Here is a 22985-nt window from a genome sequence, read left to right as displayed (position 1 = left end):
CACAAGTCGTTTTCATTAGTTAACGCAGAGGAAGTCCAGCAAACGTTTTAATCAAGCGGCTTTAGCGCGGACCGAGCAGAGGTAACCACACGCGATGGTGAAAATTCACCCGCATCACAACAACTGAACATGAGCAGCCAACCGCGACCGCTCAGACTAGATAGCGGGTTTTTCGAGAGAATTGAACGCAGAAGCAAATGGCGTTGCTCGTTTGGTGAGCACAAAAATCTTTCATCACCTGACCAGGAAGTCCTGACAGTCTTGTCAAGCGGTTCGCGCGCATGGAGTAGATGAATCCACAGGCAATAGGGAAACGATCGACCGAATAGGTGCCGCCCGTAGCCAAAGCGGAGAAATCCGTGGCGCTTCTGATACAGCGGGGCGACAGCAAAATTTTTGTGCCAGTGAACTTCAGCTGAGCGTCCTGACGCAGGGGCCTTCCGCTTTTCGCTGAAGGCCCTCTGAAAAATCACCCCAGCGGGCTTCAGGCCCGCTTTTTTTGGGCGGTTTTTGCCCATTTCACGGGACATTTTGTTACATCCAAATCGGCTACGCTTGGCCTCCCGAAGGAGAGGAAAACGTGAGCCCAATAATGAAAAAAGCCGCTTTGGCACTGATCGCGGCTGTTTCGCTGCATGCCCATGCCCTGCAAATCACCAGTCTTTCGCCGCAGGGCGAAGTCGCGCGTGTCAGGCAAATCGTCGCCAAATTTGACGAAGGCGCCGTCAATTTCGGCGACCCCAAGGCACCTGCCCCGCTGTCGCTGAGTTGCAGCGACGCGCAGGCCACCAAGGGCTCCGGCCGCTGGATCAACGAACGCGAATGGGCTTTCGAATTTGAAAACGACCTGCCACCCGGCGTGAGCTGTTCGGTACAGGTGGTCAGCACCTTCAAGTCTCCCAAGAGCCAGCCCGTGGGCGGCAACACTTCCTATAAATTCAACACCGGCGGCCCCTTCATCCAGAACCTTCGCCCCGGCACCTATGAGCGCATCGACGAAGAACAGTACTTCGTGCTGCAGTTCAACGGCGCCGCCACACTGGCCAGCATTCGCGAAAACGTCTGGTGCAACGTGGAAGGCCTGGGTGAACGTGTTCCTGTCAAGCTCATCGACGGTAACGAGCGCAACGAACTGCTCAAGTCGCTGGGCCTGGAAAAGGCCGCTGCCCAAGAGCCGCTGCGCTACGCCACCCTGACCTGCAACCGGCGCCTGACGTCGGCCGCCAAAGTGCAACTGGTGTACGGCAAAGGCGTCAGCACACCCAGCGGCATTCCCAATTCAGTCGAGAAACGCTACAACTTCCAGGTACGCGAGCCGTTTGCGGCAAGCTTCACCTGCGAACGCGAAAACGCCCAGTCGGCCTGCCTGCCGATGCGGCCCATGACCCTGAACTTCAATACCCCCGTGCCGCGCAAGCTGGCCGAGGCCATTCGCCTGAAGGGCGACAGGGACACGTTCAAGCCCGCCTTCGAGGAAGGCAACAGCGACGGCGACAGCCTGGTCAGCAACATCACCTTCAAGCCTCTGTTTCCCGAACAGGCGCAGTTCATGCTGGAGCTGCCCAAGGGTTTCAAGGACGCTTCCGGCCGTACGCTGCGCAATGCCGACAGCTTCCCTCTCAAGGTGGCTACCGGCTCCATGCCGCCACTGGCCAAGTTCGCCGCCTCTCCCTTCGGCATCGTCGAACGCTTTGCCGAACCCAACACCAAACCGGGCGACCCGGCCCTGCTGCCCGTCACGTTGCGCAATGTCGAAGCCCTGCTGCCCGTGAAAGGGCTCACGCCCGGCACGGCACCGGCCGGAAAGGTCAGTGACCTCCAGCCCCGCACCGACGCCGAGATCATCGCGTGGTTCCGTAAGGTGCAGCGTTACGACGACTACCAGGTTTCGCGCAAGACGGCTGCTGCCGACATCAAGGGGGCTCTTCCCAAACCGCTGGAGTCACGCGACCGGGACTACGTGCAATCGCGCATGGTGTCGCTGCTGGCCGGCCAGGCCGGCGTGAAGACACTGGACCTGCCCAAGCCCGCCGCAGGCACCGACCCACGCCCGTTTGAGGTGGTCGGCATACCGCTGGCACCCGGTTTTCACGTGGTAGAGATCGCTTCGCAAAAATTGGGCAGCTCGCTGCTCGACGAACGCTACGGTAACAGCCGGACCATGTATGTGCGCACTTCCGCCCTGGTGACCAACCTGGGCGTGCACTTCAAGCTGGGCCGCGAGAACTCGCTGGCCTGGGTCACCACGCTCGACAAGGGCGCCCCGGTGGCTGGCGCCACGGTGCGCGTCTCGGGCTGCAACGGCACCGAGATCGCCAAGGCTGTCACCAACGCACAGGGCATCGCCAATTTCAGCGGCCTGTCTTCCGAGCCGCCACGCTGCTCGGGTGACAACTCTGCCAATGCCTACTTTGTCAGCGCACGCAGCACGGTCAGCGGTGTTGAAGACCTGGCCTTCACCTGGAGCGACTGGCACAAGGGCATTGAGCCCTGGCGCTTTAACGTGCCGACCAACCGCGATCCCCTGCCCAACGAACGGGCACACACTGTCTTTGACCGCACACTGTTCCGCGCCGGCGAAACGGTGTCGATGAAACACCTGCTGCGCACTGAAACCAGCAAGGGTTTTGGCCTGCCCGAGGGCGCGCCGGCCACGCTGGTCGTGACCCATGTCGGCAGCGGCCAGCAATACACCCAGCCCATCACCTGGCGCAAGACCGCCACGGGCGGGCAAAGCGCCGAAAACACTTTTGCCATCCCTCCTGCTGCCAAGCTGGGCGTGTATGAGGTGCAACTCCGGGGCGAACGTGGCAGCCGCGAGCGCAGTTTTTCCAGCGGGCAGTTCCGTGTGGAAGAGTTCCGTTTGCCGGTGCTTGAAGGCCGTATCAATCCTTCCGACAAAAAACCGCTCGTCAATGTGAAGTCCGTGCCAACCGACGTGCAGATCAATTACGTGGCGGGCGGCGGCGCCGTGGCCCTGCCCGTACGGGTGTCGGCGCTGGTGCGCGGCAAGTCCCTGAGCTACAGCGATTTCGACGAATTCAATTTCTCGCCGCCGAGCACCGGCCGCGGCACCGCGGGCAACCAGGGCGAAGAGGAAAGCACCTCTTCACAGGACCAGCGCGTGATTGCCGACAAACTGCCGCTGACGCTGGACCGCAATGGCGCAGGCAAGCTCACCATCAACGACATCCCCGAACGCAGGCAGCCGCAGGAGCTGCTGATGGAAGCCACCTATGCCGACCCGAACGGCGAAGTGCAGACCATTCGCAGCACCTCCACCGTCTGGCCTGCGGCCGTGGTGGCGGGCATCAAGACTGAAGGCTGGGTTTCTTCCAGCCAGAAGATCAAGTTCCAGGCGCTGGCGCTTGACCTGACCGGCAAGATTGCCCCCGGCGTGTCGCTGGAAGTGAAGGCCGTGGCGCGCATCACCACCACCAGCCGCAAGCGCATGGTGGGTGGCTTCTACACCTACGACAACAAGACGGAAGTCAAAGACCTCGGCAGCGTCTGCAGCGGCAAGAGCGATTCGCGCGGATTGCTGCTGTGCGAGACCAAGCTCGGCGAACCCGGCGAGGTCGAACTCATCGTGACGGCCAAGGACAAGGACGGCAACACCATCCAGGCCGCCAGCAACGTGTATGTCACCCGCCAGGGCGAACTCTGGTTTGGCGGCGAAGACCACGACCGCATGGACGTGCTGCCCGAGAAGAAAAGCTACCAGCCCGGCGAGACCGCCAAGTTCCAGGTGCGCATGCCCTTCCGGTTTGCCACGGCACTGGTCGCCGTTGAGCGTGAAGGCATCGTCGAAACCCAGGTGGTACAGCTCAACGGCCAGGACCCGACGGTGAACCTTCAGATCAAGGAAGGCTGGGGCCCCAATGTGTACGTGAGCGTGCTGGCCCTGCGCGGCCGGCTGCGCGAAGTGCCCTGGTACAGCTTCTTCACCTGGGGCTACAAGGCACCGCGTGAGTGGTGGACATCCTTCTGGTACGAAGGCCGTGAATACGTCGCGCCTACCGCGCTGGTCGATTTGAGCAAACCGGCCTTCCGCCTGGGCGTGGCCGAAATCCGTGTCGGCACCAAGGCGCACCAGCTTGACGTCAGCGTGAAAACCGACAAGGAAAGCTACGCCGTGCGCAGCCAGGCCAAGGTAACCATTACCGCCAGGCTGCCCAACGGCCAGCCGGCCGCCAATGCCGAAGTGGCGCTGGCCGCGGTGGACCAGGCCCTGCTGGAGCTGATGCCCAATAGCAGCTGGAACTTGCTGGACGCAATGTTGCAGCGCCGCGCCTGGGGCGTGGAAACCTCGACCGCGCAGATGGAAATCATCGGGCGCAGGCATTTCGGGCGCAAGGCTGTGGCAGCCGGCGGCGGCGGCGGGCGAAGCAACACGCGCGAACTGCTCGACACCCTGCTGCTGTGGAACCCGAAGGTGCAACTGGACGCCAACGGCCAGGCCGTGGTGATGGTGCCGCTCAACGACGCGCTGACCACCTTCAAGATTGTGGCGGTGGCTGACGCAGGCACCGGCCTCTTCGGCACGGGCCAGACCAGCATCAAGGCCACACAGGACCTGCAAATCATCAGCGGCCTGCCGCCGCTGGTGCGCGAGGACGACCAGTTCCGCGCGCAACTGACGCTGCGCAACACCACCAAAGTAGCCATGAAGGTGGAAGTGAGCCCGCGCGCCACGCTGCTTGACCTGAAACCGCAGACGGTGGACATCCCCGCCGGCGAAGCGCGCGAAGTGGCCTGGATGGTCACCGCACCGGCGCAGCTCGCATTCACCCGTGCTGAAGCCATCCTGTGGGAGATCGAAGCCAAAGACACGATTTCCGGCGCACGCGACGGCCTCAAGGCACGCCAGCGCATCATCCCGGCCGTGCCGCTGACGGTGCAGCAAGCCACACTGGTGCAGGTCGACGGCAACTTCACGCTGGACGTGAACCCACCGGCCGACGCCCTGCCCGGCCGCGGCGGCCTGAAGATGTCACTGCAGCCGAAACTCGCAGAAGGCATGGACGGTGTGCGCGACTATTTCGCGATGTACCCTTTCATCTGCCTCGAGCAAAAAACCAGCAAATCGGTGGGGCTGCGCGACAGCAAGCTGTGGCAGACCGTGCTGGCACAACTGCCCAGCTACCTGGACAGCGATGGCCTGGCCAACTACTTCCCCCCGCGCGACGGTGAAGCGAATCGCGGCAGCGATGCACTGACGGCCTACCTGCTGGCCGCCACGCATGAAGCCTCTGGCATCAACCCGGCGTTTGCCCTGCCCGACGATGCGCGCGCCCCCATGGAGCGCGGCCTGATCGCGTTTGTGGAAGGCCGTATCCAGCGCGAGTTCTGGAGCCCGCGCAAAGACCTCGACGTGCGCAAGCTGGCCGCGCTGGAAGCGCTCTCGCGCTACGGCAAGGCGCAGGGCCGCATGCTGGGCAGCATCACGATTGCGCCCAACCAGTGGCCTACGCACGCTGTGATCGACTGGCTCAACATCCTGAAACGCGTGGCCGATGTGCCGCAGCGTGAGCAGCGCATCGCCGAAGCCAATCAGGTGCTGCGTTCGCGCCTGTCGTTCCAGGGCACCAAGCTGATCTTCAGCACCGAAAAGGACGACTACTGGTGGTGGCTGATGACCAACGGTGATGTGAATACCGCGCGCCTGATGCTGGCCGTGATGGACGACCCGGCCTGGAAAGATGACATGGGCCGCCTGGCCAACGGCTTTATCGCCCGTCAGCAAAAGGGCGCCTGGCACACCACCACGGCCAACCTGTGGGGCGGCCTGGCGCTCGACAAGTTCTCGGCCAAGTTTGAAGCCACACCCGTGGCCGGTGTGACCAAGGCCACACTGGCAGCGGCCGCCGCCAGCGTGGCGAGCGTTGACTGGGCCAAGGTTGACCGCGTCAAGACCACCGACGCAGCCGGCGCACCCAACCAGACCACCTTCTTCGGCGCACCGGCTTCGCCCGGCAACCTGCGCAACAACAGCATGTTCCTGCCTTGGGGCAGCGCAGCGAAGGACACGTTGACCGTAACGCATCAAGGCCCAGGCAAACCGTGGCTCACGTTGCAGTCCATCGCGGCCATCCAGCTGAAGGCGCCTTTCAACGCCGGCTACCAGATCAAGAAAACGATCACCCCGGTAGAGCAGGCCGTCAAAGGCATCTACACGCGCGGCGACGTGATCCGCATCACGCTGGAAGTCAACGCCAGCGCCGACATGACCTGGGTCGTCATCAGCGACCCGGTGCCGGGCGGCGCAACGATCCTCGGCGGCGGTCTGGGCCGTGACTCCGAAATCGCCACCAGCGGCGAAAAGAAAACCGGCGCAGGCTGGCCGGCGTTTGAAGAGCGCAGTTTTGAGGCCTTCCGCAGTTACTACGAATACCTGCCCAAGGGCGTGGTGAAGATGGAATACACCGTGCGCCTGAACAACGTCGGCGACTTCGCGCTACCGCCTAGCCGGGTCGAGGCCATGTATGCGCCCGAGATGTTTGGCGAGTCGCCGAATGCACGGGTGAAGGTGGAAGCCGCAAAATGATCCAGCGGCGTTCCCTGGCCGTCGCACTGGCTGCGGGCATTGCCCTGCCGCGCGTTGCGGCCGCGGCCGCCGCCGACTGGCAGCGCTTCGGCTACCCGACCGGCTGGGGCGGCAACCGCAGTTGGACCGACAAGGACTACCGCATTGGCAATTATTCCGGCGGCTACGAAACCATGTTCCGGGCGCGACCCATCGCCGCGCCCGCGCAGGCTTCCACGCTGAAGGCGGCATCGGCCGAAAGCCTCAAGGCATTCGTACCCATTGCGGAATCGGCGGCAGACTACCTCAAGGCCTGGCCCGTGACGGGCCTGCTCATCGCGCGCAAGGGCACGGTGCTGCTGGAGTCCTACCAGTTCGACCGCAAGCCCGACATGCGCATGACGAGCTGGTCCATGGCCAAAAGTGTGACGTCGCTGCTGCTGGGCATCTGCCTGGACCGCGGTCTGGTCCGCTCCATGGACGACACGCCGCAGATGTACGTTGACGAACTGAAGGGAACGCTGCACGGCGGCATTGCCCTGCGCCACCTGGCCAATATGTCCAGCGGCGCGGCCATCCTGCATGACCGCGACAACCCCACCATCTACCCGCGTGCATTCACCGGCGGAAATACTGACCTGGAAGCCGTGGTGCGCGGCTGGAACGCCGTGCAGGAGCCGCCCGGCACACGCTACAACTACAACGAACTGTGCCCGCTGACCATCGGCATGGTTATCCGTCAGGTCACCGGAAAACCGCTGGCGGCCTTTTGCGAAGAAGCCCTGTGGCAACCGCTGGGCGCCGAGGGCGGCGCCAGCTGGCTGTGCGACGGCAAGGGCAAGGAGTTCAACTGCATAGGCTTTGGCGCGCGTCTGCGCGACTGGGCACGGCTTGCGCAACTGATCGCACAGGACGGCGTCATGGAAGGCCGCCAGGTCGTCAGCAAGAAGTGGATTGACGAATGCTCCTCATGGTCGGCAGCTGATGCGCAGGGCCGGCACGGCACCGCCATGCGCCTTTCCGGCTACAAGTATTTCTTCTGGCACCCCAAGCCCGACGGCAGCTGGATGATGATGAACGGCCACCACGGCCAGCGCGTGCTGGTGGACCGCGTGACACAAACCGTGCTGGTGCAAACGGCGGTGGAGTCCGAAGGACCCTGGCAGGCGCCATTTTTCCAGCTCTTCAATGCGGCGACCAAGATCGGGCTGCCGGCATGAAGCACATGACACGCAAGCTTGCGACAGCATTGCTACTGGCTGCGGCCATGATGGACGCCGCCTGGGCCGTCGCCACCTTCGACGAAGTCAAACGCGACTACAGGCCCTCCGACATGCTGGTTCTGGACCGCGGCGGCGAGCTCATCCAGCGGCTGCGCATCGACAGCGCCGTGCGGCGCGGCCAGTGGGTGGCGCTGCCCGATGTGTCGCCTGCCTTGCGCACGGCACTGATTCTGAGTGAGGACAAGCGCTTTTACGAGCACAGCGGTGTGGACTGGCGGGCGGTCTCTGCAGCGGCCTGGGGCAATCTGTGGAACACCAAAACACGCGGCGCTTCGACCCTCAGCATGCAGCTGGCCGGACTGCTCGACGAGGACTGGCGCGCCGGTGCGAGTGGCCGCAGCATGGCGCAAAAGGTGGGGCAGACCGTGTCGGCCCAGGTGCTGGAAGCACGCTGGCGCAAGGACCAGATCCTGGAGGCATACCTGAATCTTGTGCCTTTTCGCGGCGAACTTGTCGGCATCGACGCGCTGAGCCGCACACTGTTTGGCAAGGCTGCGCATGGGCTGGATGAGCGCGAGGCCGCGATCGCCGCCGCGCTGGTGCGTGCGCCCAACGCCAAGGCCGCGCAGGTCTCGCAGCGAGCTTGCGGCGTGCTGAAAACCATGCAAGCGCCGGCCAAGGCCGACTGCGAGGGTCTGGACCTGCTTGCCATTGCCGCGCTGCAGCGCAAGGCGTTTGACCCCAGCGAAGGCGTGGCGCCGCACCTGGCGCGCCGGCTGCTCGCGGCCCAGGCCGATACCCCTGGGCGTACGGGCGTGCCCCGCACGCTGGTTTCCACCGCGCGCGCTCCGCTGCAGCGCTTTGCCGTGCAGACCCTGACCCAGCAGCTGCGCGAGCTGCGCGGCCGCCATGTCGAAGACGGCGCCATTGTCGTGCTGGACAACGCCACCGGCGAGGTGCTGGCCTGGGTAGGTTCGTCGGGCGAACTGAGCGGCGCGGCCGAAGTCGACGGCGTGATGGCGCTGCGCCAGCCGGGCTCCACGCTCAAACCATTTTTGTATGCTGAGGCCATTGCCGAGCGCCGCATCACCGCGGCTTCGCTGCTCGAAGATTCCTCTTCGCAGATCCAGACCGCGGGAGGGCTTTACATTCCGCAAAACTACGACCGGCAGTTCAAGGGCCTGGTGTCGGCGCGCACCGCACTCGGTGCTTCGCTGAACGTGCCGGCCGTGCGCACACTGGTGATGGTGTCGCCCGACGCTTTTCACAAACAACTGAAGGCCGTCGGCCTGCCGCTCAAGGAAACCGGCGACTACTACGGCTACAGCCTGGCGCTGGGCAGCAGCGAGGTCTCTTTGCTGTCCCTCACCAACGCCTACCGCACGCTGGCCAATGGCGGGCGCTACAGCCCCACTGCGCTGCAGCGGAACCCCAAGCCCCAGTTCAAGCCTGCGCTGGACGCCCGCGCAGCCTTCATCGCCACCGACATCATGGCCGACCCAATGGCGCGCGCCCGCACTTTCGGCACCGACAGCATCCTGGCCACCCGTTTCTGGAGCGCCGTGAAAACCGGCACCAGCAAGGACATGCGCGACAACTGGGCCATGGGTTTTTCGCAACGCTACACCGTGGGCGTGTGGGTAGGCAACGCCAGCGGCGCGCCGATGTGGGACGTCAGCGGCACCACAGGCGCCGCCCCCATCTGGGCCGCGGTGATGAATTACCTGCACAAAACAGAACCCAGCCGCGCGCCGCTGCCGCCTGCCGGCCTGGTGCAAAGCCAGACCCGGTTTGACAACCAGGGCGGCACGCCGCTGGAGGCGTCCCGCAGTGAATGGTTTCTGAAAGGCACGGAGCAGGCCGTTTTTGCTATGAATTCAGGAGCTGGTGGCGCCCGTTCTGAAAGGGCTGCAGCCAGAAATAGCATCAAAAAACCGGTTGCCGAGCCCGACGCCCCGCCCCGCATCACCGCCCCTGCCTCCGGCACCATCATTGCGCTGGACCCGGACATTCCACCCAAACACCAGCGCGTCAGCTTCAGCGCCGAAGGCCGCGGCACGCGCTGGCTGATGGACGGCAAGGAGTTTGCGCGCGGGGCCCAGGCGCAGTGGATGCCCTGGCCGGGCCGGCATGTGGTGCAACTGGTCGATGCCGGTGGCAAGGTGGCCGACGAGATCAGGCTCGAAGTGCGCGGTGCCGGTGTGCGCGGCGGCGCGACTGCGGCACGTTGATCTTTCCGTCGCCGGCATCCGACAACGCTGTACCGGCCATGCTCTACCCCAAACCTTCCATGCTTCACCTTCAACGCGCCCCGCTATTTCCTTCAGCGGCTGAAACCCGGCGTTTTCTCTATAGAACGCTGGTTGTTCTGTGGGTGGCGCTGTGCATGCTGGCGGCGGGTGATGCCATGGCAGCACCGGCGCGTGCCGGACAGACAGACGTGCCGTCCGATGCCGCACAGGCACCCACACCGAGCGATGCTGCGCAGATAGCCACGCCCGCCGATGCCGTACGGGTGCAGGTTCCGCCTTACAGCGCGCGCGTGCTCGACACCACCGGCACGCTGAACACAGCCCAGGTCGCGGCCCTGAACGAACAGATCCTGGCAATCGAAGCAGACACGCGGGCGGCGGTGGTCGTGTTCATGCTGCCAACCACGGGCGAAGACTCCATCGAGGAATACGCCACGCGCGTGTTCGAGAAGTGGAAACTCGGCGATACCCAGCGCGACGACGGCATCCTGATTCTGGTGGCACTGGAGGACAGGCGCATGCGCATCGAGGTGGGCCAGGGCCTTGAGGGCACCGTGCCCGACGTGCTGGCGGGTCGCATCATCGACCAGGACATGAAGCCGCGCTTTAAGCGCAACGACTACGGCGGCGGACTGGAAGCGGCCGTCGGCCACATCGGCGCGCTGCTGCGAGGCGAGATTGAGCCCCCGGAGGCGAGCCGCGGTGGCATCACGCGCTTTGGCTGGGCCTTTCTTGCCGCACTGCTGTGGGGTTTCGCCGTGGGCGTAGTCCGGGCGCATCGCACCTGGAAGTGGCCTGTGACGATCGGTATCATCGCGGCCGCCCCGGCGGTGGCGGTAGTTGTCCTGAAGAATGTCGCCATCGGAGCCATCCTGCTCACCTTCCCGATGCCTTTGGCGTTTGCGCTGGGCTTCGGCTGCGGCCGCTCCCGCACGGTGCGCAGGATTGCCGCCGGTATCGGGCTGGCGATCGGCGTCATGGTCGGTATTGCCTTCGTGGTGGGCTCCGAGCGGTTCGGCGTGGGCCTGCTCTACGCCCTGGGGGGCGGTATAGGCTGTTTGCTGCTCGGCCTGATCGCCATGGGTATGCGCGCGGCCTACAAACGCAGCCTGATGGAGTTTGGCGTGCGCAGCGCCCTGGTGGCCTGCGTTGTGGGGTATGTGGCGTTTCAAAACCCGCCAGACCTGCTTTTATCTGACTGGGAATCCTGGCTGCCGACAGGCATGGCATTCGGGCTGGCGATGCTGTTCGGCTTCTTCACAGGGGGTACCGGCAGCAGCAGTGGGCGCGATGACCGGGATGGCAGCAGCTCGTCGGGCAGCAGTTCGAGCTCCAGCTCCAGCAGCCGGAGTTCGTCGGGTGGCTCCAGCAGCGGCGGCGGCTCGTCCGGCAGCTGGTAGGAGACGCCGGCAGCGTTGGATGCGCGCCGCCGCCCCAGGATCACTTTGCGTTCACGATGCCCTTGAAGTCATAGGGCACCACAATGGTATGCACCTTGCCTGCGGCAACGCCTTCGGCGATCTTCAGGTTGGCCATGGCGTTCATGTAGCCAATTGCGCCCGCGTTAGCGTTCAAGGCAGCAATGCGCTCCGCTTCTTTTTTGGCGGTCTGGACTTCAACTTCCTTGGTTTTCAGCTCGTTTTGCGCCCGCACCAATTCGTTGGCACTCTGAACAATCACATCGGCGGGGGTAATGGCACGCACCTGGATCTGGGAAACCGTGATCTTGTCCGCCAGCTTTTCCTCGGTCAGCGTCTTGATGACGTTTTCGCGGATTTTCTGCTCAATCGCCGGCCGGTTGTCGGCCATCTTGAGCGACTCATATTCGCGCGCCACCTTGTAAGCCGCGTTGCGCGCGCTCATCGCCACATAGTTCTGCATCAGCAAGATGTCGTTGCCTTTTTCAGACAAACCGTGAAACGTCCTGTTTTTGGTGGTCCATAACTCGGACACCGCCGTCGGGTTGACGTTGTAGACAACGGTCATGTCAAAGTCCTTGACGGTTGAGTTGTCAGACGCCAGCGGGGTCATGTTGTCCACGGCCACCGCCACGTCCTGAATCTTGAAGGTCAGGATATCGCCGATCAGCGTCTGGTTAAAGGAGCCCGGCAGACGCTCGGTCGGGTCTGTGGTTTTGTCAAAGTTGATGCGCAAGCCCACCTCGCCGGTTTCAATGCGGGTACATCCGGCCAGCAATGCGAGCGTCAGGACTGGAATCAGTGTGAAGAGAGTGCGTTGCATAGGTAATTCCCTGGTATTGGCGAACAGGCCCTGGTCGCCGCTTTTTGTTGAGGTAGCGCCACCGGGGCGCACCGGCGCAGATTATGCGGGACAGTGGCTTATCAATAATTTCAAAGCCTCGGGACCAGAATTCACGCAAGAACGCAAACACGGGCGCTACCATGGCGGCAGCTTCCCCAAAAAAACTGTCGTCTGGAGACCCCATGCCCGTGATCACCAACATCGAAGACCTGCGCGTCCTGGCCAAAAAGCGGGTACCCCGCATGTTTTACGACTACGCCGACTCGGGCTCTTGGACGGAAAGCACCTACCGCGCCAACGAAAGCGACTTCCAGAAGATCAAGCTGCGCCAGCGCGTGGCCGTCAACATGGAAAACCGCAGCACAGCCACCACCATGATCGGCCAGCCGGTAGCCATGCCGGTCGCTATCGCGCCCACGGGCCTCACAGGCATGCAGCACGCCGACGGCGAAATCCTGGGCGCCCGCGCGGCCAAAAAATTCGGCATCCCGTTCACACTGTCGACCATGAGCATCTGCTCCATCGAAGACGTGGCCGCCGGCACAGACCGCCACCCCTTCTGGTTCCAGCTCTACGTGATGAAGGACCGCGCCTTCATTGAAAGCCTGATCGACCGCGCCAAGGCAGCCAACTGCTCGGCACTGGTGCTCACGCTCGATTTGCAGATCCTCGGCCAGCGCCACAAAGACTTGAAGAACGGCCTGAGCGCTCCGCCCAAGCCGACGCTCTCCACCATCCTCAACCTGATGACCAAGCCGCGCTGGGGGCTGGGTATGCTGGGTACCAAGCGCCACGGCTTCGGCAATATCGTGGGCCACGTCAAGGGTGTCGAGAACATGGGCTCGCTCTCTGAGTGGACGGCCAAACAGTTCGACCCGGCCCTCAACTGGGGCGACGTGGAGTGGATCAAAAAGCGCTGGGGCGGCAAATTGATCCTCAAAGGCATCCAGGACGTTGAAGACGCCAAGCTCGCCGTCAATTCGGGCGCCGATGCGCTGGTGGTCTCCAACCACGGCGGCCGCCAGCTCGATGGCGCCATGTCTTCCATTTCCTGCCTGCCCGAGATCGTCGCGGCAGTGGGCAACCAGATCGAGGTCCACATGGACGGCGGCATCCGCTCCGGCCAGGATGTGCTGAAAGCCACCGCCCTGGGTGCCAAGGGCACCTACATCGGCCGCGCCTTCCTCTACGGCCTGGGCGCCATGGGCGAAGAAGGCGTAACCAAGGCGCTGCAGATCATCCACAAGGAGCTGGACCTGACCATGGCCTTCTGTGGGCGCACCGACATCAAGTCGGTGGACACCAGCATCTTTGTGCCGGGTACTTACTGAGCCTGAGGCGGTAAACACCATGGCTTTCCTGGGACAAGCCGCCGTTGCGATGTGGTGGAACATGGCAGCAGAACACCGCGAGGAGTTCGAACACTGGCATTCCCATGAGCACTTTCCCGAGCGCATGGGCATCAAGGGTTTTCTGCGGGGTTCACGCTGGTCCAGCATTGACAACGCAGAAGGCTTCTTCGTCCTGTATGAACTGGAGGACTACGAGACCCTCACGTCGACCGACTACCTGGAACGCCTGAACAACCCAACACCCTGGTCCACGAAGATGATGCCGCACCACCAGGGCATGGTCCGAAGCCAGTGCCGGCTGCTGCACAGCACGGGCGGCGGTATCGGCCGCCACGCGCTGACAGTGCGGCTATCGCCTGCCGAAGGCCGGGATGCGGAATTGCTGGGCCACTTATCCGCGCTTGCGGCGGAATTTGTCAGCCAGCCTGGCGGCGTCGCGTTTCATGTGCTGCGCACAGAGACACCGCAAGCCGCCAGCACCAAGGAGCAGCAGATTCGCGGCGGCAAAGACAAGGCGGCCGACTGGATCGTGGTTGCCGTGGCCTATGAGGCGTCGGCGCTGGACGCTCTGCAACGAGAGTCGTTCGGTGAAGACATTGAGAGCCACGGCGCCCGGGCCGGCGCGTTGGCAGGCCGCTATCAACTGGCCTATGCAGCCAGCACAAATGACCTAGCGTGAGAGCTCGAAAGCGGTGGCTTAACCTGTTAGTTCCAACAGGGAACGTCCTGCAAGCTATCAAAACCTTCGCTAGAGTTGCTATCAAAAATGTAGCCACTCAGGTCACTCAAGCTTGCGCAGCAAAATTTAGGGACGCCAGGCTTTGAAAAGGATTGCTAAATTTTCTTTCGAACCTTTAATAGCGTGCAGTCTTCCTGAGACATCCTCAATCTCTAAACGTGAAGCTTGTAGCCACTGGTCGTCATGGGTAGAAATAAAGTCCGAGCAATTTTCGGGTTGAAAGGTCATTTCCAGTATTTCACCTTCAGCAAGCTTCTGAGCTAAGAGGTGAGCAAGAGACTTGCGCTTGAACTCTTGGATTTGCTCATGCGTGTTGACAACAGGATTGGATAAAACAGGCTGTTGTATTGACCTCCACCACTTAACTCGCCCTGCATACATCACCAAATTGAGGACCGCAACAGGACGGCGACCTACGTTTGCAATGGTTACATGCATCACAGGGGTTTCTGGGTCAGGCCCATTGTGTTGCCAGAAGATACGACTCCAAACGCGAAGCTTGCTGCGGTCTCGTCTATAGCCCAACAACGATATGGTGAAGCCTGCTATTGACACTCCAAACGCCAAAAGAGAGATGAAGATTGATAGGTCGCTCATTGAGTAAGGAAGTTTGCCTACGGTGAGCCTACAACTGGTCCAGACTCAAAAGCCCAGCGCCGCCGCGACGGGGACGAATAGCGGGAGGAGGCCTGCCGCCAAGGCGTTGGATGCTACACCTTCGATCAATGCACGCAGTGTTACAAGCGATTCACGAATGATCGCCGATTTGGGTTTACTTGACTTCAATTGCGCTTCGACTGTTTGGATCTCAGCTTCAGCTTCCCTATGGACTTCATCTTGCATCTGAAGACTCCCAAGGGCACTTTTAACTTGCGTCAATAAATTTTCAATAGCTGCAATATCCTTCACTGAAATCGTCTGCGACTGTGTGCTTCCGTGCGTTCCTTGTTGAATTTGAGAACCAATCATGCTTTGAATATTCAGGATATTCACCACCGGTGGGAAGTATTCCGTCTGGATTTCAGGCTTCGAAAGCGCTTTTTCGACTTGCACAACTCCCGCATGAGTCATGGCGATTTGTCCGCCAATTCCGCGGTACATCGCGAGCCCTTCGCCGTCCAAGTAATTCATGACGTTTCGAATCTCTTCGCGTGATAAACCTAGTTGCCTACCAATTTCTCCCATATCTTCGTAGATGAGCTTATCTCCGCCAGTGAGCTCGTAGAGTCGATTGAGGAATAGAAAGCGATCAGTTTTTTTCTTAGTGAGTGCGTCCACAACAGTTCTCCGAATTTGGCATTGCAAATCTGCCCGAATCATTCTAGGCGCGGAGTCCGTTCGCCACCTCCTTCGAATGGATTAACGCGGACCACATAGCGGATTCTCTGGTGCTTCATCTCTGCTCCCAACAATCCGGCCTGGCTGCACCCTTTTTGGTGCCAGTCGCTACGCTTTGTGTCACGTCGGCTGCAGGCTCCAGGCCTAACGCTGTGAAAAAACCGGACTGCCCCGGTGGCCGCTGAATCCCCCCACAAGACCCCGTCCCGGTGTGAGGGGCACTTGTGGGGGGATTTTTAATACAGCGGCAACCGGGTCATCCCGGTTTTTTCTTGTTGAACTACCAGCACCCCCCTCCGCCCCCTACTCGGGGGAACGAGGAAGGGCTGCGCGCCTGGCTGGGTTTAGCCATGTGCCGGCGCTGATCGGTGAAGCGGACGATCTGCGGGCGGGCATCCTCCAATTGGTGGAGAACGTGCAGCGGGAGGATTTGTCCTTGATGGAGCTGGCAGCGGCTTTGCGCAGCTTGGCTGACCAGGGCAAGACGTTGACCGAGATTTGCCAGTTGGTGAAGAAGTCCAAATCCTGGGTTTCAAAACACCTGGCAGCTTCGGTGGAGAACCTGGGCTGGAATAGCCGGCGAGGTGCATCAGCTGATGCACGGGCAATGAAATTTGCTGGATGCCATGCAGAATGCGACTATTCGGTTAAAACGGGAATACATATGGGCGATGGCATCCGACGAAAGAGGGCCTTGCTGCTTGCGGGTAAGCCCTGCATCTTCTGTGGGGGTGGGCGTACCGCAACTACAGAAGAACATTGCCCACCGCGAGCGCTTTTCAGGAACCGACAATGGCCCGAGGGGTATTCGTTTTCAGCGTGTGATGCGTGTAACGGCGGGACTTCTGATGATGACCTAATGGTGGCCTTCCTTGCGCAGTTGGACCCGTCGAAACAAGATTCAGCGACGATTCAAAAGGGCGCTGGATTGATGCGAATGGTTAACCGACGATTCCCAGATGCGTTGAAAAAAATGTTTGATATGACTGTGAGTGAGAAACGCTCTAGGGCGCGCCGCGTTGGCATGCACCCAGGTCCGGGGGAAACATACCAAGACTTAGGCATCGCAAACGTGACCGACGAAATGCACAAATGTGTAGGAACGCTTGCGGCAAAGCTGACTAAGGCGGTCTACTACATGAACACCGGGGCGATATTTCCATCCGATGCGGGGATCATGTTTAAGTGGTTCACCAATGCGGAAAAAATGGAGCACGGAAGCATTCCAGCACTTGATCTACTTTCGACTGTAGTCTCTATGTCTTCACCGAAAGAGCGAGGAGGGAAGGACTTGAAAGACCAGTTCGACTACAAATACTCAGTGGATAAATCAGGAGATCTGCACTTGATGCAAACAGTATTCGGCGAGGTTTTCGGTTTCATCACGATATTTAGTCAGGTACCTGGTCACCTGGAGTCAATTGAGGATGGCATCAAGCAAAAGACCGGAAACTCTAACAGCCCATTTGCGAACCTAAGCACCAATCGAAAATGACGGAACGCAAAAACGTACGTCGCCTTCAGACCAAAAAAAAGGGCCAAAAGGCCCTTTTTTATTGCTTTCAGCATCAGTCTCCTGATGTCCCAACTTTGAATGACAGCTTGCCGGTGACCCACGACAACGCACCCTTCAGCATCGTCGTGAGCATCCAGAAATAGATCATGTAACGCACATGCTTCGCCCTGGAAAAATCCTTCTTTGCTAACGCGTCCTGATAGTCGACCAGCGCCTCGGCATGCAGCGGTTCCAATACACGCTCCCGGAAATTTTTCTGGCAAAAATGACCGAGGAAATCTCGCGTTCCAAATCCTGGCGCCCGCTCAACTTTTACGCCGCGTTTGAGCCCCAGCGCCTGGGAAGTGCGCTTCAAGAAGACGTTTGCAAATAAGTCGGCTTCTGCTTCCAGTCTCGCTGTTATTTCCATTCTTGTTGTTATCTCTACGACACTTCCCTCATATGCCTCGTCGACCACCACCGTTAGTTGATGCTGGAATTGCTTGAGTCCTTTCAGGTTCGGGTCGGACCCAAAAATATCTAAATTTTTGTTGGCACGTCCGTACTTATGCAAACCTTCTTGAAACGCTTTCACATCCGCAGGGGCTCCCTCATTAGTGGTGAAAGAGCTGTGGATTTTAGAGGCGGTCTTCTGAACTTCATCGCTCATGTTGTTACTCCAATTTCATGGTTATAGACTGCCATTGCGGCACTCCATGCCATGTAGCTACGCCTGCCGGCTCCAGTGATTTTGTAAAGCCTGCGGGGCACCGTCCGATTGGGATCTTCCTCCCGACGCCCTTCCACAAACCCCTTGGTCTCCAAGCGGCTGAGCGTGACGTAAACAGTGCCAAGTTTCAATTCGTCGTTAGACGCCTTGACCATTTCAAGCCCGTACAACTCAGAGCCGGCAGAGGCAGCGAGCTGTCCAAGAATGATGGCTTCTTTCCTTGTGATGTTCATAAGTTGTATGGATGTGGTTTTGAGTGGTTTAGTTGGGCTAGAGGTTGAGGCTGGACTTTGATTTGATGGAGTTTGAGCGTTTGAGTTGGGTATGAGTTTGAGTATGTGTTTTGGTTGTCAGACTAGCTGACAACTAAATTATATCTTACAAACATAAGATAGAGTAATTCATTACTTTCATTGCCAAATTTACTGTATAAAAATACAGCCAACCGCCAAGATTTCCTCCTGATGGAACCGCTTTTACCTACCCAATGGATCGCCAAGTGCGCAGAACGTCTTCATGCGCGGTGGACCCGCGTCCAGGGCTGGGTCGCCGTGCATCAGAGTGATGGCGCGCCGATCTGGCGGTCGCGCGGTGCGCCCAGCCAACCTTGCGCCTGTTCCGGCAGCGAGTCCAGGTAGCGCTGGGCGCCGTCGACAAACCCTCTCGCTGACACGCTGCAACAGCGCGCCCCGCCGAGGACAGCTGAAGCGGCTTTGGAATGCATGCGCCCTACTTCAGCACGCCGAAAAGATTGCTGAAGTCGTCCGTCCAAGGCACCAAGCCAGCGATCGGCTTTGACGCAGAGATCGCGCCACGAATCGATTCGCGCGCCAGCGCCTGAGGATCACGAGACACCAGTACCCAGTCGGTGCGGCGTAAATCTGAATTTTCCGCTTCGTCATGGATCAATACCGAGTGCAGGCCTCTGGCTGATGCGATGCGTTCCACCACCGGCGCCAAAGCCAGAAAACGGTTGGTCACGTGGAAGGCGATCACACCGTTTGGCTGCATGTGACGCAAGTAGACGTCCATGGCCTCGGTAGTGATCAGGTGGACGGGCACCGAGTCGCCCGAAAAGGCATCGACGGCCAACACGTCAAATTTCTGCGGGGTCTCGCGCTCCATGGCAAGCCGCGCATCACCTGGCACTCGTTCGATACGGGCCAAACTGTCGGATAAAAAAGTAAATTCCTCATCCGCCAGATCAAAGACCAAGGGGTTGATTTCATAAACCCGGTAGATATCTCCCGGTCGCCCGTACACCGCCAGCGTGCCGGCACCGAGCCCAATCAAGCCAACACGACGCGGGCCCGACGGTGCGGCGGCAATCGCTCGCCCGATCCCCGAGGTAATTCCGTAGTAGGTAGTCGGTTCCCGCCGACGCGCTGCGGCAAGATACTGCTCGCCGTGCTTGACCGAGCCATGGTACAGCTGGCGCACGCGATCTTCGGCGCTGGCACCCTTCGTGTCCAGGGTCTGTAAGGTGCCGTAGAAATTGCGTTCCATGCGGCGAGCGCCCGTCGTGTCCGCTTGCACCTGTTGGGCCAGGAACCACGCGCAGCATCCGGCCAAAAAAAGCGAAAAGACCAGGCCAACACGTTGGTGGCGCCACAGCACCGCAGCGACCACTGCGCACAGCACCAGCCCGAGACCTAATTCGTAATACCCCGACAGCACATGCGGCGCGACCAGGCCTACGCTTATCCCGCCGAGAGCACCGCCGAGCGACAGCATGAGGTAAAACCGCGTGAGGTAGGCGGCCCCGGGGCGCAGGCGCGCCATCTCGCCATGCAAGAACATGCATAGAGCGAACAGGCCAACGATATAGAGGGGTAGCGCGGTTTTCACATTGAAACCGATATCGTGTTGCAGGCCGAAGGCACACAAGACGAGCATGATCGCAGCGACCGGCAGGAACACCTGCCGGCGGTACCATTTGTCGCTCTCAAAAGCCAATACAAATGTCAGCAGGTAAACCGAAAGCGGAACGACCCACAGGAAGGGAATTGCCGCCACGTTCTGCGTTATGTGGTTGGTAATAGCGAGCAACAGCCACGATCCCAGCGCGGGTAGTGCGGCCCACAACAGGTAGTGATAAACACGCGGCCGCGCTGCTGGCTCAGCAGTGCTTGTTACTTGAGCTGATGCAGGCATAGGCACACAACGCGATACATACAGCGTCGTGCCTATGCATAAAACGACAAAGAGACCATATGCTGCCGACCAGATAGTTGCCTGCCGCATCAGTGTGCTGTGTGGCTCAATCAGCACTGGATAGCTAAGCAGCGAAGCCAATGACGCGAAGTTCGATAAAGCGAAATAGCGGTATACCTGCGCACCCCACGTCGTGCGTGTGATCCAGGATTGCACCAAGGGGCCGGTAGTAGACAGCAGGAAGTACGGCAGGCCAATGGTTCCGGCCAACAGGCCGAGAATCCACAGGGTCGGGCTTTCGTCGCCGGTTGGCTTCCAGTGCGTACTGGTAATGATGGGAAGAAACGCGAGGCTTAGCAGCAGCAGACCGACATGCAACCATGTTTGCGCACGGACGCTAAGCCGGCGCGTGGTCCAGTCCGAATACATATAGCCCAGGAGCAATACAACCTGGAAGAACACCATGCAGATTGACCACACAGTAGCCGACCCCCCAAACCAAGGCAATATCTGCTTGGCAATGATGGGTTGAACCAGAAACAACAGGAAGGCGCTAACGAAGATGGTACTGGCGAATAACGCCTTGATGTATGCGGACATTATTCAAGCACTTTCTAAACTGTTTTTTTAAGACAACTTCAAACGCTGGCTTCGCACGCTCCGCGGTTCAATTACCAATTGAGCTACTGGAGGGCGAAATAATGTGGCGGCCTTCAACTTCTTGCATCAACGCACCAGCAGGGTCGCCGCGTGCAATATCGATGCCAGGGCACGGATCCCTTGTTTTCATCATTCTCGAGCCAGTGGCGCACTGGCAAGCACGTGCCGATAACGACCCTACGGCTGTTCACACCGACTGCACCTGCGCACGCCGCCAGGCCCCCAGGGGCATCTCAGATAGATTGCTATTTTTTTGGTAGCTACTCGCCCATGCGGTTGAAGGGCTAGAGGCCGATTTCCCTTAAGGATCGGGTATCCCGGATATTTCGACGTGACGCGGAAATGACAAGGGCTCAAGTCACCCGGGCGCAACTTCATAGTCCATGGCATACGAATGCTTGCCATCAGCGATCTGGATGGTGAGCGTGCCCGTGAGGCCCACCAGCTCGCCGGTGCCGGAATCGGGCACGACGCTGACGGTCAATTGCGGCGCGCCGCGGTTCATGGTGCCGCTGTGCTGCAGCACGAAGCTGCCGCTCTTGCCGTGGAGCGTTCCGGTCACGCGCTCCATCGCGACATAACCGGCCGAGCCTTTGATGGTCGTGCCTGCGCTGAGCATTTCGCCCTGGCTGGTGGCCTGCAGGTCACCGCTGAAGGTCTTGTTGATGGACAGCCGGCCCATCAGCGGCCCGGCATCCGCATTCGCCAGCGGTTGCGGCGCGAGCTTGACTTCAAAAATTCCGGTGGCGTGGGAGGGCATAGCGTTTCACTTTCGACAAGAGGAGTGGGCAAGCCGGCCATGATGCCAGAGCCCGGCAGTCTCACGCGATTGTTGACGCCCGCTTACCACTGCCCGAAAAGCCTGGCCCGCGCCGTGCCAATGAGCGCATGAGCCTTGCGGCTGCGCGAGCCAAATAGGGCCAAATCGTGTCGGGGCGCCCGCGCGCAAGCCATTGCGAATTGCTATGCTTGCCGGGTGAGCGCCTCGTCCCCCTCCTCCGCACCCAAAATCCGCCGCATTGCCCACCTCGACATGGACGCGTTTTTCGCCTCCGTCGAGCTGCTGCGCTACCCACAGCTCAAGGGCCTGCCGGTCGTCATAGGCGGCGGCTGGCGCAAGGTTGACGAGGAGCTGCGCGCGGCGCAGGGTGAGCGCGCGCTGCGCTTTATTCCGGTCGAAAGTTTTCCGCTGCTGAAGGACTATGTGGGCCGCGGCGTTATCACCACCGCCACCTATGCGGCGCGGCAGTTCGGCGTGGGCTCGGCCATGGGCATGATGAAGGCCGCCAAGCTGTGCCCGCAGGCCATCGTGCTGCCGGTGGATTTTTCGGAAATCCGCAAATACTCGCAGCTCTTCAAAAGCACCATCACCGACATCGCGCCGCTCATGCAGGACCGCGGCGTGGACGAGGTCTACGTTGACTTCACCGACGTGCCCGGCGGCCAGCGTGAAGGCGGGCGCGTGCTGGCCCGGCTCATCCAGAAGGCGATTTTTGAAAAGACGGGCCTGACCTGCTCCGTCGGCGTGGCGCCCAACAAGCTGCTGGCCAAGATGGCGAGCGAGTTCAACAAGCCCAACGGCATTTCCATCATTTACGAAGCTGACCTGCAGGAAAAAATCTGGCCATTGCACGTACGCAAGATCAACGGCATCGGCCCGAAGTCCGGCGAAAAACTGGCGAGGCTGCACATCCACACCATCGGCGAGCTGGCCACACAAGACCCGCAATGGCTCATCGACAACTTCGGCAAGGCCACCGGCGCCTGGATGCACGAGGCCGCCTGGGGCCGCGACGACCGCCCGGTGGTCACCGAGAGCGAGCCGGTCAGCATGAGCCGCGAAACCACTTTTGACCGTGACCTGCATGCGGTGCGCGACAAGGCAACGCTGGGCGCGATCTTCACCGACCTGTGCGAAAGGCTGGGCGAAGACCTGCAGCGCAAGGGTTATGTGGCCAAGACCATCGGCATCAAGCTGCGCTACGACGACTTCAAGATCGCGACGCGCGACCAGACCTCAGACACGTACACCGCGGACGGGAAAACCATCCGCCAGCTGGCGGGCCTGTGCCTCAAACGGGTGCCGCTGGACAAAAAGCTGCGCCTGCTGGGTGTTCGCGCTTCCACGCTGGCCAAGCCCGGCGAAGAAGGCGTTTTTGAACAAAAAGTGCCTGCAGCCCAATCAGTTCATGCGCAAGCAGCTCCTGAATCGATAGCAACCGACCAGCTTTTCTAACCAGCTTTTTAACCAGTT

16 protein-coding genes are annotated in these 22985 nt (G+C 60.5%); 8 read left to right on the top strand and 8 right to left on the bottom strand.

Annotation, left to right across the window (positions count from 1 at the left end; genetic code table 11):
* The first annotated feature begins 592 nt into the window (after positions 1-592).
* From AC1D13_RS00285 to AC1D13_RS00270, 4 genes are read left to right on the top strand one after another with little or no spacing between them, the layout of a single operon-like run.
* Positions 593-6547, top strand: coding sequence for an alpha-2-macroglobulin family protein (locus AC1D13_RS00285; RefSeq protein ID WP_477689128.1), 5955 nt, complete (start codon positions 593-595; stop codon positions 6545-6547).
* Complete coding sequence (locus AC1D13_RS00280; protein ID WP_457279436.1) at positions 6544-7746, top strand: serine hydrolase domain-containing protein; 1203 nt, start codon at positions 6544-6546, stop codon at positions 7744-7746. The genes AC1D13_RS00285 and AC1D13_RS00280 overlap by 4 nt, the downstream gene beginning before the upstream one ends.
* Entirely contained in the window at positions 7743-9980 is a 2238-nt protein-coding gene (gene pbpC, locus AC1D13_RS00275) for a penicillin-binding protein 1C (protein WP_477688749.1), read from the top strand. The genes AC1D13_RS00280 and pbpC overlap by 4 nt, the downstream gene beginning before the upstream one ends.
* Positions 9981-10039: 59 nt before the next feature.
* Positions 10040-11401 (top strand): TPM domain-containing protein, encoded by a 1362-nt coding sequence (locus AC1D13_RS00270; RefSeq protein ID WP_477688748.1) that lies wholly within the window; start codon positions 10040-10042, stop codon positions 11399-11401.
* A 40-nt stretch (positions 11402-11441) separates the two neighbouring features.
* Here the strand turns inward: AC1D13_RS00270 and AC1D13_RS00265 are convergent, their stop codons facing one another.
* Positions 11442-12242: an SPFH domain-containing protein gene (locus tag AC1D13_RS00265; RefSeq protein WP_457279439.1), complete on the bottom strand. Its 801-nt coding sequence runs from the start codon at positions 12240-12242 to the stop codon at positions 11442-11444.
* Between the two features lie 203 nt (positions 12243-12445).
* On the opposite strand from AC1D13_RS00265, the gene AC1D13_RS00260 reads away from it, so the two are divergent.
* Positions 12446-13594: an alpha-hydroxy acid oxidase gene (locus AC1D13_RS00260; protein WP_457279440.1), complete on the top strand. Its 1149-nt coding sequence runs from the start codon at positions 12446-12448 to the stop codon at positions 13592-13594.
* Between the two features lie 19 nt (positions 13595-13613).
* Positions 13614-14294 (top strand): hypothetical protein, encoded by a 681-nt coding sequence (locus tag AC1D13_RS00255; RefSeq protein WP_477688747.1) that lies wholly within the window; start codon positions 13614-13616, stop codon positions 14292-14294.
* A 126-nt stretch (positions 14295-14420) separates the two neighbouring features.
* On the opposite strand, the gene AC1D13_RS00250 is transcribed toward AC1D13_RS00255, so the two are convergent.
* Both AC1D13_RS00250 and AC1D13_RS00245 read right to left on the bottom strand, forming a co-directional pair.
* Complete coding sequence (locus AC1D13_RS00250) at positions 14421-14951, bottom strand: hypothetical protein (RefSeq protein WP_477688746.1); 531 nt, start codon at positions 14949-14951, stop codon at positions 14421-14423.
* Positions 14952-14996: 45 nt separating this feature from the next.
* The gene (locus tag AC1D13_RS00245; protein WP_477688745.1) at positions 14997-15632 is read right to left on the bottom strand and encodes a hypothetical protein; all 636 of its coding nucleotides are present in this window, start codon (positions 15630-15632) and stop codon (positions 14997-14999) included.
* A 412-nt stretch (positions 15633-16044) separates the two neighbouring features.
* On the opposite strand from AC1D13_RS00245, the gene AC1D13_RS00240 reads away from it, so the two are divergent.
* Complete coding sequence (locus AC1D13_RS00240) at positions 16045-17187, top strand: ParB/RepB/Spo0J family partition protein (RefSeq protein WP_477688744.1); 1143 nt, start codon at positions 16045-16047, stop codon at positions 17185-17187.
* A 73-nt stretch (positions 17188-17260) separates the two neighbouring features.
* On the opposite strand, the gene AC1D13_RS00235 is transcribed toward AC1D13_RS00240, so the two are convergent.
* The 5 genes from AC1D13_RS00235 to AC1D13_RS00215 form a co-directional block, all read right to left on the bottom strand.
* Positions 17261-17857 (bottom strand): hypothetical protein, encoded by a 597-nt coding sequence (locus AC1D13_RS00235; protein WP_477688743.1) that lies wholly within the window; start codon positions 17855-17857, stop codon positions 17261-17263.
* On the bottom strand, positions 17854-18150 hold the full coding sequence (locus AC1D13_RS00230) for a PadR family transcriptional regulator (RefSeq protein ID WP_477688742.1): 297 nt from the start codon (positions 18148-18150) through the stop codon (positions 17854-17856). The genes AC1D13_RS00235 and AC1D13_RS00230 overlap by 4 nt, the downstream gene beginning before the upstream one ends.
* Positions 18151-18473: 323 nt before the next feature.
* Positions 18474-18641, bottom strand: a complete 168-nt coding sequence (locus AC1D13_RS00225) for a hypothetical protein (RefSeq protein WP_477688741.1) — start codon at positions 18639-18641, stop codon at positions 18474-18476.
* A 5-nt stretch (positions 18642-18646) separates the two neighbouring features.
* A complete protein-coding gene (locus AC1D13_RS00220) occupies positions 18647-20671 on the bottom strand; it encodes a fused MFS/spermidine synthase (RefSeq protein WP_477688740.1) in 2025 nt (674 codons plus the stop codon).
* A 418-nt stretch (positions 20672-21089) separates the two neighbouring features.
* The gene (locus AC1D13_RS00215) at positions 21090-21491 is read right to left on the bottom strand and encodes a DUF3224 domain-containing protein (RefSeq protein ID WP_477688739.1); all 402 of its coding nucleotides are present in this window, start codon (positions 21489-21491) and stop codon (positions 21090-21092) included.
* Positions 21492-21764: 273 nt separating this feature from the next.
* Between AC1D13_RS00215 and AC1D13_RS00210 the strand changes: the two genes are divergently transcribed.
* Complete coding sequence (locus tag AC1D13_RS00210; protein WP_477689127.1) at positions 21765-22967, top strand: Y-family DNA polymerase; 1203 nt, start codon at positions 21765-21767, stop codon at positions 22965-22967.
* Positions 22968-22985 lie beyond the last annotated feature (18 nt).

It is taken from the genome of Polaromonas sp. P1_E12, assembly GCF_056405975.1.
Note: the sequence above shows the minus strand (reverse complement) of the source record. Positions and strands in the feature narration are given on the sequence as shown.